This is a genomic window from Novosphingobium sp. BL-S-34 (assembly GCF_056857015.1).
The window spans coordinates 1895034-1909642 of sequence record NZ_CM166473.1 but is presented as its reverse complement, the minus strand read 5'-3'; the positions used below and the strand labels follow the sequence as shown (position 1 = coordinate 1909642).

Genomic DNA, 14609 nt, shown 5'->3' with positions numbered 1-14609 from the left:
GACTACCGGAACAGCACACCGCAGCGCACAATACCTTGAACTCGCAGACGCAAAATACGGATTCCAGACGCTCCATATCGCTCTCCTATCGGTACCGCTCTTTGGCGGTTGCGCGCAGGATACCACTTCGGCGTCCGGGGAGGAAGAGAACATCGTTCTGCGGCGATGATTACCTGCACGAAATATGGGTTTATCGCCTGCGCGAAAAGTCCCGCCTTTCTAATCCTTCATTCCAGCGTTTGACGATGGCCGCGCGGGGCCGCTTGGGCTAAGGATGCCGGACCGGAGGCTGCATGGCCGCCGCGCCACATGATTTCAGGCCGACCCCGGCCTCATCGCCTCCTTTCGACCGCCTAGGCAGGGAACCGACCATGAAGCCGACTACGCTCACCCGCTTTCTGATAGAACAGCAACGGGAGCCCAATTCCGCCTGTCCCGCCGAACTGCGCCTCCTGATCGAGACCGTGGCCCGCGCCTGCAAGGTGATTGCCCAGGCGATCTCCAAGGGTGCCCTGGGCGACGTGCTCGGCAGCCTCGGTTCCGAGAACGTCCAGGGCGAAGTGCAGAAGAAGCTGGACGTGATCGCCAATGACCTCCTGGTCGACGCGAACGAGTGGGGCGGCCACCTGGCGGCCCTGGCCTCCGAGGAAATGGAGACGATCCACCGCATCCCGGGCCGGTACCCTAAGGGCGAATACCTGTTGCTCTACGATCCCATCGACGGTTCCAGCAACATCGACGTCGATCTCTCGGTGGGCACGATCTTTTCCGTGTTCAAGGCGCCCGAGGGTGCTTCGGGCCGCGAGGTGACCGAGGAGGATTTCCTCCAGTACGGCCGCGAGCAGGTTGCCGCCGGCTATGCCATCTACGGCCCGCAGACCATGCTGGTCCTGACCATCGGCAACGGCGTCTACGAATTCACGCTCGACCGCGAAGTGGGCGCCTGGCGTATGACCGACGGTCCACTCCGGATCACCCCGGGCAACCCCGAAGTGGCGATCAACATGGCGCGCCGCAGCCAGTGGTCGCCCGGCATCTCGCGCTACGTGGACGAACGCGTGGGCTGCATCGACGGTCCGCTGGCCGGGCAGTACAACATGCGCTGGACCGGCTCGATGGTGGCCGACGTCCACCGCATCCTCAAGCGGGGCGGCGTGTTCCTCTACCCCTCGGACTACGCCAAGCCAGGCAAGGCGCGCCTGCGCCTGCTCTATGAAGCCAACCCGATGGCCATGCTGATCGAGCAGGCCGGCGGTGCGGCCACCGATGGACGCGAGCGTATCCTGGATGCCGAGGCCGTGGGCCTGCACCAGCGCATCGGCGTGGTCCTGGGCGATCCCGAGGAAGTGGCGAAAGTCCGCGAACTGTCGCTGGAAATGGATCTTCAGGCAGCCCCGGTCACCTGAAATCCGCCAAAGGCATGAAAAAGGCCCCGGTCGCAGCAGCGGCCGGGGCCTTTTTCGTGGCGGGGACAGCGGGTGGTTATCCGCGCTGGCTCATCTGGCGTTCGGCGCGCTGGGGCACCTGCGCCCGGTCATCGGCGTAAGGCATGATGAGCCGTCCGTCCGGCGCCGCGGTATAAGTCGTCTGCGTCGGATAGGGGATGGAGATGCCCTCGGCCGCGAAACGCTTCATGATGGAGACCAGCAGGCGGTCGCGCAGCGGATGCGCCACCGACCAGTCCGCGCCGGGCACGTCGACCAGCAGCGCGAAATCGAGCGAGCTGGGGCCGAACGTCTCGAACCCGGCGCGCGCGGGCTTGCCGCCGACTTCCTCCACCAGTTCCCTCAGGATGCCGGGGATCCGTTCCAGCGTCTCCGCCGGGGTCTCGTAAGCGACGCCGATGGTGAAGGGCAGGCGGATGTGATCCCGCTTGGTGACGTTGAGGATCTCCGTGTCCAGCAGGTTCTTGTTGGAGATGATGCGCAGCTCGCCGGTATAGGCGCGGATGCGGGTGGACTTGAGGCCGATCGCCTCGATCACGCCGGTGCTGCTGCCGAAGCTGATCTGGTCGCCCTTGCTGAAGGGCCGGTCGAAGATGATCGCCAGCGCCGCGAACAGATCCGCGAAGATGCCCTGCGCCGCCAGGCCGATGGCGATGCCGCCGACACCGAGACCCGCGACGAGGCCGGTCACGTTGACGCCCAGATTGTCCAGCAGGACCACCGTGGCGACCGCGAAGACCACCACGCTCACCAACAGCCGGATCAGGCCCATGGCATTGATGATCGTCTCGCCCTGGAAGTGCTCGCTGGCGGTCTTGTGCTCGATCGTGCCGAGAATGAACTCGCGCGCCCATATCGCGCCCTGCAGAACGGCGGCGATGGTGAACAGGAATGTCACCAGCCGGTCGAGCGCGGGCGGGGTCTGGGCATAGTTGTCGACCACCTTGATGGCGGTCATGACGATGAAGTAGTTGGTGGTCTTGGTCACCACCCGGCCGACCACCGTCAGCCAGGCGCCGCGCGACTGGCCGGGGCGGCAGAGGCGGTTGCCCAGCCGCCGCAGCGCGTAGAGCGCCGTGACGATGCCGATGGCGATGGCACCGGCGATGATGATCTGCAGCCAGTAGGTCTGGAACCAGTTTACCGTGGCATTGGTCAGATCGTGGATCTGTGCCTGCACGTCAGGGGGAGCATGCCGAGCCGAAGCGGCCGTGGACGTGGAGGCGGCGGGGGTGGGGGTGCTTGCAGCCATCAATACTCTTCGTTCTGCTGAGCGCATCGGCGGGCCGCTCCGCGTGACGGGGCGATCCGGCCGACCAGGCGACCCACGACGCCCTGCGTCCTGTGCGGCGCAGGCTCGGCGCAGGATGGTTCAATGATCGTGCCGGCGGGATTGTTCCCGGCCGCGCGACGCCCCGAGTAGTGAGGTGCGGCGGGCTGCGTCAACCGCGGGGGGCGAGGGGGAGGGGGCAGCGCCGCCCTCCGCCATCGGCCCCCGTCGCCCGCTCCGCCCGCCCCGCCGCCGTGAGCCGGCCCGGCGGGCACCCGGCGCCCGCTCGCGCGTTGGCGGCGAAGGGGGATCTTTCCTCAAGGAGGCCGCGCCGATGCCAGAGCCGTTTCCCGAAGATCGTCTCGTCTTCGTTCCCGACGATGTCGACCTCTCTCGCTCGCCGCTGGCGGGCCATCTCGATGCCGAGACTTACGTGCTGGGCGCCTTCAATCCGGGCCTCACCCGGCTGCCGGGCGGCAACCTGCTGATGATGGTCCGCGTGGCCGAGGCGCTGCGCGATCCTATCCGGGACGGCCAAGTCCACGCCATCCGCTGGGAGGGCGAGGAAGGCGAACCGGGCCGCTATGTGCTGGATGCCTGGCCGCTCGAACACGCCGACACCGCCGATCCGCGCAAGTTCATGCTGCGGGGCGGGGGCTGGAAGGTCATGGCCCTGACCTCGCTGTCCTGGCTCCTGCCGGTGGAACTGGACGCCGCGGGGTTGGAAGTGGTGGCCGTCCATTACGACCGCGCCGTGGCGCCGCGCAGCAGCCTCCAGTGCTACGGCGTGGAGGACGCGCGGATCAGCAAGGTGGGCGAGGGCTGGCTCATGACCACGTGCTCGGTCAGCCCGGAGCGCCACTCCACCACGCTCTACAGTTCGGAAAACGGGCTGGACTGGCAGTTCGAGGATATCGTGCTGGACCACCAGAACAAGGACATGCTGATCTTCGAGGGGCTGATCGGCGGGCATTACTGGGCGCAGACGCGGCCGCTGGGCGATCTCTACTTCGCGTATCCGCCCGGCAGCGAATGGCGCGCGGGACCGTCGATCAACCTGGCCCATTCGCCGGACGGGCTGTTCTGGAAGCCCTGCCGCCGCCCTGGCATTCGCCCCCATGCCGCCACGGTCGCCACTGCGCGCATGGGGGGCGGCGCGCCGCCGGTCCTGACCGACGAGGGCTGGCTGACGCTCTGGCACGGGGTCGAGCCCAAGGAGATCGTCGGCATCTATCGCACGTACTGGTCGATTCTCGACCGGGAGGATCCCTCCCGCGTATTACGGACGGACGACCGGCCGCTGATCGAAGCGAACCCGGACCTGACTTACCCGCTGGAAGCCCAGATGTACCTGCGCGACGTTGTTTTCACGACGGGAATCGCGGACGCGGGCGATCACTATGTCGTCGCCTCGGGCGAGGCCGATCTCGCCTGCCGCATCACCCATGTTCCCAAGTCGCGTTTCCGGGCGGGATGAATGCGACGAACGGAGCGCCGCGCGGCGGAACCGGCCCTCTTTTCGCGGTTTAGGCAGCGCAGAACGGTTCCGATGAAGAGGGGCGAATGGTTAGCGCGAACATCGAAGGTCATGCCGGTACGGTGCTGTCGATCATCCTGGCGGGGGGCCGGGGCAGCCGTCTCCACGACCTGACCGATCACGAGGCGAAACCGGCCCTGCCGATCGGGCCGCACGGGCGCCTGATCGACTATACCCTGGCCAATGTCGTCAATTCCCGGTTGGGAGAGACGATGGTGCTGACCCAGTACCAGCCCGATACGCTTCACCGCCACCTTCTGGACAGCTGGCAGGCCGAAACCGCGCAGCCGGCCATCTCGATCCTCGATGGCGCCGATTTCGGTCCTTACGAGGGCACGGCGGCCGCCGTGGCCTGCATCGCCGACGAGATCGACCTGGTCGCGCCGCGCCATGTCGTGATCCTGGCGGGAGACCATCTCTACCAGATGGACTATCGCCCCTTCGTGGAACGCCACATCGCCGCCAGGGCCGAAGTCACCGTGGGCGTGGTCCATGTCCCGCGCGACCAGGCCTCGGGCTTCGGCGTGCTGGAGGCGGATGCCGATCACCGGATCACCGCCTTCGTCGAAAAGCCCGTGATCGCCCCTGCCGCGCCGGACCGGCCGGACCACGCGCTGGCCTCCATGGGGATCTACGTCTTCGAATGGTCGCTGCTGCGCGACCTGCTGAAGGAGATCGAGGGCACCGTGGCCGATCTCGACTTCGGCAAGCACATCATTCCCGCGCTCGTTTCCTGCGGCACCGCCTATGCCTATGCCCTGCCCGGAAGGCAGGGGCGCGAGCCCTTGTGGCAGGACCTCGGCACGCTGGACGCGTACCACGCGGTGCAGCGCCACCTGCTGGACGGGTCTCTGGCGCTCGACCCCGCCTGGCCGGTGGAGCATCCCGTCCATCACGGCGTGGGAGACCGCCGCGCGATCGGCTTCGGGTCCACCTTGCGCAATGTCGTGCTGCTGCCCGGCGCGCGGATCGGGCGGGCGGTGACGATCTCGAACGCCATCGTGCTGGCCGACGCGGTGATCCCGGACGGTTTCGATCTCGATGCCGAACTGGCCGAGAGCGGCAAGTGGTGCACCATCTCGGAAGGCGGCATCCGCGTGATTTCCGCCAGGGCGCTGCAGCGGCTCGCCTCGCGGCGGCGGCGCGCCAATGAGGTGGCCCCGATCAAGGCCATCCAGCAGCCGGGCCAGATGACCGGCCAGAAACCGGATCAGCGTCCCCGCATGGCCGAAGCCATGCCCGTCTCCTTCTTCTGAAAGGGACTTCCATGTCCGCCGAGACGCCTTTCGCCTTCGCCAAGCCGGAGCGGCAGCAGCACGAACTGGGCGCGGATTTCACCGGGGAAGGCACGCATTTCGCGATCTTCTCGGAGAACGCCGAAGCCATGGAGCTTTGCCTCTTCTCCGAGGATGGCGAAGAGGAAGTCGCCCGGCTGGAAATGCCCAGCCGGGAAGGCTCGATCTTCTCGGGCTACCTTCCGGACGTGAAGCCCGGCCAGCTTTACGGCTACCGCGCCCACGGGCGCTACGAGCCGGAGCAGGGCCACCGCTTCAATCCCAACAAGCTGCTTCTCGATCCTTATGCGCGCGAGATCGCCGGCAGCCTGCAATGGGACGATGCGCTCTGGGGCTACGACCTCTCGACCGGGGACGACCTGACGTTCGATGGCCGCGATTCCGCGCCGTTCATGGTCAAGGGCGTGGTGCAGGATCCCGACTTCGACTGGGAGGGCGACAACTCGATCCGCCGCCCCTGGGGCGAAACGCTGGTCTACGAGGCGCATGTCCGCGGCCTGACCATGAGCCACCCGGACGTGCCGGAGGAACTGCGCGGCACTTATGCCGGCATGGTCAGCGCGCCGATCCTCGACCACCTGCAGAAGCTGGGCGTTTCGGCGATCGAGCTGCTGCCCTGCCAGTTCTTCCTCGACGACCGCATCCTACTGGACAAGGGCCTGTCGAACTACTGGGGCTACCAGACGCTGGGCTACTTCGCGCCCGAGCCGCGCTATCTCGGCCCGATCCGCGGCAAGCCCGGTGGCGGTTCCGTGGCGATCCGCCAGTTCAAGGCCATGGTGAAGCGTTTCCACCAGGTCGGCATCGAAGTCATCATGGACGTGGTCTACAACCACACCGCCGAAGGTTCGGAGCGCGGACCCACGCTCTGCTTCCGCGGGCTGGACAACGCCAGCTACTACGCCCTCTCGCCCGAAAACCCGCGCTACAGCTTCGACCAGACCGGCACCGGCAATACGCTGAGCGTGGCCAATCCGATGGTCATCCGCATGGTGCTCGATTCGCTGCGCTACTGGGTGCAGGCCATGCACGTCGACGGTTTCCGCTTCGACCTGGCCTCCACGCTGGGGCGCGAGGCCCTGGGCTTCGACCGCGAAGGCGGCTTCTTCGACGCGATCCGGCAGGACCCCATCCTCTCGGGCGTCAAGCTGATCGCCGAGCCGTGGGACGTGGGCAGCGGCGGCTACCAGGTCGGCGGCTTCCCTTATCCCTTCCGCGAGTGGAACGACAAGTTCCGCGACACCGCGCGCGGGTTCTGGCGCGGCGATCCGGCGCTGGTGGGCGATCTTGCCAACCACCTGATCGGCTCGCCCGAACAGTTCAACCACTCCGATCGCGGGGCGACCTCCTCGGTCAACTTCCTGGCCGCGCATGACGGGTTCACGTTGCTGGACACCGTTTCCTACAACGACCGCCACAACGAGGCGAACGGCGAGGGTGGGGCCGACGGCCACGACAACAACTTGTCCGATGACATGGGCGCCGAAGGGCCGACCGAGGACGAGGGCATCAACGCCGCGCGCGCCGCGCGTCGCCGCGCCATGCTGGCGACCCTGCTGCTGAGCCAGGGCGTGCCGATGATCCTGGCCGGGGACGAATTCGGCAACAGCCAGAACGGCAACAACAACGTCTACTGCCAGGACAACGAGACCGCGTGGATCGACTGGGCGGGCAAGGACGACGCGCTGCTGGCGTTCACGGCCCGCATGGTGGGCTTCCGCCGCGACCATCCCGTGCTTTCGCAGGACAATTTCCTGAACGGCGAACCGGCCGAGGACGGCCGCGTCGAGATCGCCTGGCACCAGCCCGACGGCCGCGAGATGGACGCCGAGCTGTGGGAGCAGGCGGAACTGCGCGTCCTGGGCTTCTTCCTGACCTATTCGGCGCAGGAAGCCTTCGTGGAAGGTGAGCGGCCGCTGTTCATCGTGCTCAATGCGGGCGACGAGGTGACGTTCACCCTGCCGGACCACAATGGCATCGCCCGGTGGCAGCGCGTGCTCGATACCGCGCGGCCCGATGCGTTCGAGCCCGAGCCGGTGGAAGGCGAGGCCGCCATCGTTCCCGCCCATAGTGTCTGCGTCTTCGCGCCGGAGTGACCGCCATGCCGCTGCCGGCTTCGGCCCGTTTCGCGAAGTCCTGGGGCGCGGAGCCGCTTCACGACGGCCGCTGGTGCTTCAGCCTCTGGGCGCCCGATGCGCAAGGCGTCTCGGTGGCGCTGGCGGCGGGCCTGATCCCGCTGGAGAATGAGGCGGACGGCTGGTGGAGCATAGAGGCCGCCGCGGCGCCGGGCGAAAGCTATCGCTTCCATGTCGACGGCACGGCTTATCCCGACCCGGCGGCGCGGGCGCAGGAAGGCGATGTGCATGGGCCTTCGCTGCTGGTCGATCCGCAGGAATTCGACTGGCAGAACGACTGGGACGGCCTGCCGTGGAGCGAAGCGGCGGTCTACGAACTGCATCTGGGCACGTTCACCGAGGAAGGCACTTTCGCCGCCGCCGCCAAAGCGCTGCCGCGCCTGCGCGATCTGGGCGTGACCCTGGTGGAATTGCTGCCGGTGGCGCAGTTCGACGGGCGGCACGGCTGGGGCTACGACGGGGTGCTGCCTTATGCACCGCACAATGCCTATGGATCGCCCGACGATTTCCGGCGCTTCGTGGATGCGGCGCATGGGCTGGGCATGGGCGTGCTGCTGGACGTGGTCTACAACCACCTCGGCCCCTCGGGGAATTACCTGTCAGCCTGGTGCCCCTCGTTCTTCCATGCCGAGCGCAACTCGCCCTGGGGGCAGGGCATTGCCTATGAGACCCCGGCGGTGCGCGACTATTTCCTGGAGAACGCGCTTTACTGGCTGACCGAATATCGGCTCGACGGGCTGCGGCTCGATGCGGTCCATGCCATCGAGGACCATTCCGACCGGCACTTCCTCGACGAACTGGGAGAGCGGGTGCGCGCCGCGGATTGGGGGCGGCCGATCCACCTCGTTACCGAGGACGAGCGCAACCTGGCGCGTTATTTCGCGCCGGATGCACCTTTCGACGCGACCTGGAACGACGACTGGCACCATGCCGTCCATTGCCTTCTGACCGGCGAGGACGAGGCCTATTACGCGCCTTTCGCGGTCGATCCGCTGGCCGATATCGAGACGGCGCTGTGTGACGGCTATGTCGAACAGGGCCAGCAGCGCCCGGCTGCCAAGGCGCGGCGCGGAGAGCCTTCCGGCGCGCTGCCGCGCACGGCTTTCGTGAACTTCCTGGGCAATCACGACCAGGTCGGCAACCGCGCGCGGGGCGAGCGGCTGCACCAACTGGTGGCGGACCGCACGGCGCTGCGCGTGGCGAGTGCGCTGACCCTGCTCGCGCCCTTCGTGCCGATGATCTTCATGGGCGACGAGTTCCTGACCGATGCGCCTTTCCTGTTCTTCGCGGACTTCACCGGCGACCTTGCCGAAGCCGTGCGCAAGGGCCGTGCCGCGGAATTCGCGCAGTTCAAGGCGTTCGGCGGCGAAGTGCCCGACCCGATCTCGCCCGAGACGTTCGCGGCCTCCCGGATCGGCCGTCCGCGGCGCCAGGAGCAGCGGGAGCACGAACGGTTCCTGAGCGAACTGCTCTCCCTGCGCCGCGCTCATGTGATGCCGCTGTTGGCGGCGAACCCGGCGCCCATCGCCGCCGTCCGGCGCGAGGGCGCGGCGATCGAAGCCGTCTGGAACTTCGGCGAGGCACATCTCTCGCTGCGTGCCTGCCTGGGTGATGCACCGTTCACGCCGCACGGCGATCCCTTGCTGGTTTTGACCGGCCCTGACAGCCCCTTCGCCTTTTCCGCCGCTCTTCTTCCGGATCGACATACATGAGCTTCCCGCCCGCATGGATCGCCACCTACCGCCTGCAACTGCGCGGCGGCGTGGGGTTGGAGCAGGCGCGCGCGCTGCTGCCGTGGCTGGTGGAGCTGGGCGTGAGCCACCTCTACCTCTCGCCTCTGTTCCGGGCGGCCTCCGGCTCCACCCACGGCTACGACGTGATCGATCCCAATGCCGTGGATCCCGTGCTCGGCGGCGAGGCGGCCTTCGTGGCGCTCTGCGACGCCGCGCGCGCGGCGGGCATCGGCGTGGTGCTGGACATCGTGCCCAACCACATGGCCTTCACGCCGGAAAACCCCTGGATCGCGGACATCATGCGCCACGGCCGGGGCAGCCAGTTCGCGCGGGTGTTCGACATCGACTGGGACAAGGGCCCGCTGCACTTCCCGGTGCTGGACGGCATGGTCGAGGACGTTCTCGATGCCGGCGAGATCGCCGTGACGGGCACCGTGCAGGACCCGGCGCTGGCGATCTACGGCCAGCCCTATCCCTTGCGCGAGACGCCGCTGGCCCGGCGTCTGGTCGAGGAAGGCGGCCTGGATGCGCCGACCCTGGCGGCCCTGCTCTCGGAGCAGTGGTGGTCGGTGGGAGACTGGCGCGAGACGGCCGAGGCGATCATCCACCGCCGGTTCTTCAACATCACCAGCCTGATCGGCGTGCTCCAGGAGGATGCCGGGGTGTTCAGCCTCACGCACCGCTGGATCACCGAGCAAGTACGCGCCGGGCGCATCCAGGGCCTGCGGGTCGACCATATAGACGGGCTGGCCCGCCCCGGCGGCTATCTGCGCCGCCTGCGCGATGCCGTGGGCAGCGTGCCCGTCTGGGTGGAGAAGATCGTCAAGGAGCACGAGGAAATCCCCGCTGCCTGGCCGATAGAGGGCATGAGCGGCTACGAATTCATGGCGCCGGTGACGCAGCTCCTTACTTCCGCTCCCGGCCTGTCCGCCATGCGCGAGGCGGCCGCGGGCGCCGTGCCGGCCGATACTCTGGCCGAAGTGCGCGCCGTCCGCAGCGAATTGCTGTCCGGCGCGCTCTCGCCCGAACTGCGCCGCGTCACCGAGGCGGCGATGAGCGCCCTTGCCGCGCCGCGCAGCCAGGGTTCCAGGCTGGCCGGGGCCGTGGCGGGCCTGGCGCTCGTCTGGCCGGTCTACCGCTCCTACAGCGCTGACGGCCTGCCGCTCGATCCGGCGCTGGAGGCGCTGCGGGACGATCTGACCGGGCCTCTGCTGGACTTGCTGGGTGCGGCGAACGGCAGCGATGCCGCCCGCAACTTCGCGGCCCGGTTCGAGCAGCTGACCGGCGCGCTCACGGCCAAGTCGGAGGAAGACACGGTGTTCTTCCGCGCCGTATCCTACCTGCCGTTCTGCGAAGTGGGTGGAGAACCGGACCTCGCGCCGATCGGCACCGCTACGTTCGCCCGGCGCATGCAGGCCCGTGCCGAGCGGACGCCGCTGGCTCTCGATGCCCTTTCCACCCACGACACCAAACGCTCCGCCGATGCGCGCGCGGCTGTCATCGCCCTGGCCCGCTTTCCCGATCTTGCGCGCACCTTCTACGAGGACGCGCGGAGCCGGGCGGCGCAGGCCGGACTGCCGGAAGTCTGGGGCATCTATGCGGTGCAGACGGCGCTGGCCATGCGCGGGGTGCCCGATGCCGAGCGCCGCATCACCGATCACATGGCCAAGGCCCTGCGCGAGGCGAAGGACCTCTCCCGTCACGAAGCGCCTGACGAAGACGCCGAAAGCCGGGCCGCCGCGCTCTGCACCGCGTTGCTGCGGGATCTGGAGAACCCCGCTTACTGGCCCGAGACCGCCGAACCCGCCTATCGTGCGGCGCGGGAGCGCGCGATTCTGGCTCAGGCGGCATTCCAGCTGACGGCGCCGGGTATTCCCGACATCTATCAGGGCACCGAGTGGACCGCGGTGGCGCTCACCGATCCCGACAATCGCCGTGCGATAGGCTGGGACGGCGGCGGTGGTGGCGGAACCCGGGACGACCTTTCCGCGCGCAAGCTCGCTCTCACCCGGCAATTGCTGCCAGAGCGCAAGGCCGATCCCGAACTTTTCGCGCGGGGCAGCTATGCGCTGAGCGAAACCGCGCAAGGCTGGACGGTAACGCGCGCGCTGGAGGACCGGCGGTTCACTTTCGACATCGCGTTCTAGCAGCGGCCGGCAGGAGCGGAAGGAGGGCGGGCGGCACCCGCGCTCCTTCCTGCCGATCTCAACTGCCGACGATGATCCCGCCATTGGGGTGCAGCACCTGCCCGCTCATGTAGCTGGCATCCTCGCAGGCCAGGAACAGGAACGAGGGCGCCACTTCATTGGGCTGGCCGGGGCGGCCCATGGGCGTATCCTCGCCGAAATGCTCGACCTTTTCCGGGCTGGCGCCGCCGCAGGGGTTGAGCGGGGTCCAGATCGGGCCGGGCGCCACGGCGTTGACGCGAATGCCCTCGGCCACGAGGTTCTCGGACAGCGAGCGGGTGAAGGCGGTGATCGCGCCCTTGGTGGCGCTGTAGTCGAGCAGTTCCTTGCTGCCCTTGTACATCGTCACGCTGGTGCAGTTGATGATGCTGGCGCCGGGTTCCAGATGCGGCCGGGCGGCCTGGGTCATGAAGAACATGCCGAAAATGTTGGTCTGGAACGTGCGGCGAAGCTGGTCTTCGGAAATGTCGGTGATGTCCTTGTCGGGGTGCTGCTCGCCCGCATTGTTCACCAGGACGTCGATCCGGCCGAGGGTCTCGACCGTCTGGCGGATCGCCAGTTCGCAGGCATCGGGAGAGCCCACGTCGGCACGGATGGTGATGGCGCGGCGGCCCTCCGCCTCGACGATCCGCTTGGTTTCGGCGGCATCGTCGTCCTCCAGCAGGTAGACGATCGCCACGTTCGCGCCCTCGCGCGCAAAGAGCGCGGCCACCGCGCGGCCGATGCCGCTGTCAGCGCCGGTGACGACGGCCACCTTGTCTTTCAGCCGGTCCGAACCGGGATAGCGGGGCTGCCACTCGGGCTTGGGTTCGAGCTGGCTCTCATGGCCGGGCAGGGCGTCTTCATGGATCATTTCCTCGATGTCGGCCATCGGCTCGCTCCTCGTCTTGTCATGTCCCGTCCGTCCTGAGCCAACGTGGCAGGCAGCCTGCGGTTTCAGGGGCAGGGCGGTGTGCGACGTACCGTTCGGCGGGCCGGGCCAGATGCGGCGGCGCTTGATCCATGTTGGTCAGGTCATGTCGGACGCCGCACGCCGCGCACCATTTCCTCGATCCAGGCGATCAGCAGGTTGTTGTAGCCCTTGCGCTGGCTCTCGTCCTTCAGCGCATGGTCTGCGCCCTTGAGCACGCGGTAGCTCAGCGAGCGGCTGTTGCGGAACGCCGCCATGTAGGAGCTGATCGCCGGGTGCGGGACGTAGTCGTCGAATTCCGATTCCACGATCAGCACGTCGCCGGCGAAGCGCTCGCAGGCGGCGAGGGCGCGGTCCTGATGGCCGGTGCGGAAATGGCTGCGGTAACGGTCGATCTCGGCGCGGTCGAGCAGGGCCTTGGGCACGTCCCAGTGGCTGTCCGGGTAGAGCGCGGGCACCCGCAGCGCCAGCCAGGACACCGGCCGCTCGGCGGTGAGCAGGGTGGCGAGGTAGCCGCCATAGCTGGTGCCGACCACGGCGATGGCGGACGCGTCGATCCCCTCCTGCCGGGCCAGGAAATCGTAGGCGGCCAGCACGTCGGCCAGCCCGTCCGAACGGGTGACGCTGTCCCGCTGGTCGTCGTGGCGGGCATGGCCGCGCAAGTCGAAGGTGAAGCAGATGCAGCCGAGCTGGGCGATCTCCTCGGCGCGGACGAGATCCTGCTCCTGGCAGCCGCCCCAGCCGTGGATGAACAGCACCCCGGGGGTGAGCTTGGCCGGGGTGAGGACCGTGCCGTCGATGGTTTCGTCGGCGACGGTCAGGGTGACGGGACGGGCGGATTTCATGCGTTCACCATTCGTTGGGCACCCTCTCGTTGGGTAGGGCCGTTCAGCGGGATCAGTCGAGGATTTCGGCGTACTTGGTCAGCGGACCGGCCACCGGGTCCACGCCGCTGTAGTATACCGCCGCGCCGGGCGGGGCGGCGTCGACCGCTCCGTAGATCTCGACGGTGGCACACGTCACCCCGGCGCGTTCGGGATGGGCCTGCAGATATTCGAAAGCGGCGATTTCCGCGCCGGTCGCGCCGCCGATCCGCCAGCTTTGCTCCAGCACGCCGATGCGGGTGGTGCCGTCGGCGGCCCGCCCTTCGGCGACGTCGTAATTGCGGCGCGAGGCGAAGAGGCCGGGATAGGCCGCGAACACGGCCTCGTCGTAGGCATGGGCCTTGGCCACGGCCTCGGCCCGGTCATGGCGGAGAAGTTCGCGGCCCAGGTCCGCGAACCCGCCCCGCACCACATGGAGCTGCGATCCGCCATAGGCGACGTCCCCGGTATTGTTGCGTGTCAGCCGCTGCATGCCCCAATAGGCGAGCGAGCCACCGGGCAGCGCCACCACGCCGACGCTGAAGGTCTCGACATCGGCCAGGTTCTCCTCGATCACCAGTCCGTCGCTTTCCAGCCGCGCCGGATCGATTTCCGCCAGTGCCGCGTCCAGTTCCGCCGGGGTGGACACGACCGTCTGGCCCTGCCCGCTGGTGGCCTCCACTTCCTTGAGCCGCACCGCGCCCTCTGGCAGCATCAGGCGCCCGGCGCGGCGGGCGTCTTCCACGGCAAAGGCGGTATAGCCGCGCAGCACCGCGTCTCCCAGGCTGGCCGCCAGCGCCGCGCACCAGCCTTCCGGCGCGCGGGCATCGGGAGAGACCAGCCCATGACTGATCGCCTTGGTGGCCACGAAGCGGGCGGGCACGGCGCCGCCGAAGAACTGCGAATCGCGGGTAATGCCCAAGGCGTGCGCCTCTGGCACCAGCAGAGTGTCGCGCGGCACGAAGAAGCGCTCGCCGCTGCCCCGCAGCGTCATCCAGCCGGGCTGGTCCGAGAGATCGGCCTCGGCAACGGCGGCGATGCGCCGCGCCGCCTCCAGCCATGTCGCCTGATCGTGTTCGTTGGCGAAAGGTTCGTCGGGCGGCGGCGTGGCCAGGATCCCGGCTCCAGAGCGAATTTCCGTCACGTCGCACCATCCTCGCATCAGCGTTCCAGAACGGTTGAACGCCCGAGCCCGGCCCGAGGATGCAGCCTGCCCCCGCCCCGCAGGGCCCAGA

General features: G+C 68.1%; 10 protein-coding genes. 6 read left to right on the top strand and 4 right to left on the bottom strand.

From position 1 onward, the window contains the following. Positions 1 to 371: 371 nt before the first annotated feature. Positions 372 to 1406 carry a class 1 fructose-bisphosphatase gene (locus AC1VV3_RS22140; RefSeq protein ID WP_132267676.1) on the top strand — a complete coding sequence of 345 codons (1035 nt, stop codon included), beginning with the start codon at positions 372 to 374 and terminating at the stop codon, positions 1404 to 1406. A 76-nt stretch (positions 1407 to 1482) separates the two neighbouring features. Here the strand turns inward: AC1VV3_RS22140 and AC1VV3_RS22135 are convergent, their stop codons facing one another. Continuing rightward, positions 1483 to 2697, bottom strand: coding sequence for a mechanosensitive ion channel family protein (locus AC1VV3_RS22135; RefSeq protein WP_132267674.1), 1215 nt, complete (start codon positions 2695 to 2697; stop codon positions 1483 to 1485). 352 nt (positions 2698 to 3049) lie between these two features. Between AC1VV3_RS22135 and AC1VV3_RS22130 the strand changes: the two genes are divergently transcribed. From AC1VV3_RS22130 to treY, 5 genes are all read left to right on the top strand, one after another. Next, entirely contained in the window at positions 3050 to 4192 is a 1143-nt protein-coding gene (locus tag AC1VV3_RS22130; protein WP_482962515.1) for a glycoside hydrolase family 130 protein, read from the top strand. 86 nt (positions 4193 to 4278) lie between these two features. Next, a complete protein-coding gene (locus AC1VV3_RS22125; RefSeq protein WP_134093350.1) occupies positions 4279 to 5508 on the top strand; it encodes a sugar phosphate nucleotidyltransferase in 1230 nt (409 codons plus the stop codon). A gap of 11 nt (positions 5509 to 5519) precedes the next feature. Next, the gene (glgX, locus tag AC1VV3_RS22120) at positions 5520 to 7643 is read left to right on the top strand and encodes a glycogen debranching protein GlgX (RefSeq protein WP_482962514.1); all 2124 of its coding nucleotides are present in this window, start codon (positions 5520 to 5522) and stop codon (positions 7641 to 7643) included. 5 nt (positions 7644 to 7648) lie between these two features. Further along, a complete protein-coding gene (treZ, locus tag AC1VV3_RS22115; RefSeq protein ID WP_482962513.1) occupies positions 7649 to 9394 on the top strand; it encodes a malto-oligosyltrehalose trehalohydrolase in 1746 nt (581 codons plus the stop codon). After that, positions 9391 to 11562 (top strand): malto-oligosyltrehalose synthase, encoded by a 2172-nt coding sequence (gene treY / locus AC1VV3_RS22110; protein WP_482962512.1) that lies wholly within the window; start codon positions 9391 to 9393, stop codon positions 11560 to 11562. Before treZ ends, treY begins: the two co-directional genes overlap by 4 nt. 58 nt (positions 11563 to 11620) lie before the next feature. Here the strand turns inward: treY and AC1VV3_RS22105 are convergent, their stop codons facing one another. The 3 genes from AC1VV3_RS22105 to AC1VV3_RS22095 form a co-directional block, all read right to left on the bottom strand. Continuing rightward, a complete protein-coding gene (locus tag AC1VV3_RS22105; RefSeq protein ID WP_482962511.1) occupies positions 11621 to 12472 on the bottom strand; it encodes an SDR family oxidoreductase in 852 nt (283 codons plus the stop codon). 143 nt (positions 12473 to 12615) lie between these two features. Next, positions 12616 to 13356: an alpha/beta hydrolase family protein gene (locus tag AC1VV3_RS22100; RefSeq protein WP_134093355.1), complete on the bottom strand. Its 741-nt coding sequence runs from the start codon at positions 13354 to 13356 to the stop codon at positions 12616 to 12618. Between the two features lie 52 nt (positions 13357 to 13408). Beyond that, the gene (locus AC1VV3_RS22095) at positions 13409 to 14518 is read right to left on the bottom strand and encodes a DUF3182 family protein (RefSeq protein ID WP_482962510.1); all 1110 of its coding nucleotides are present in this window, start codon (positions 14516 to 14518) and stop codon (positions 13409 to 13411) included. Between the last annotated feature and the right edge of the window lie 91 nt (positions 14519 to 14609).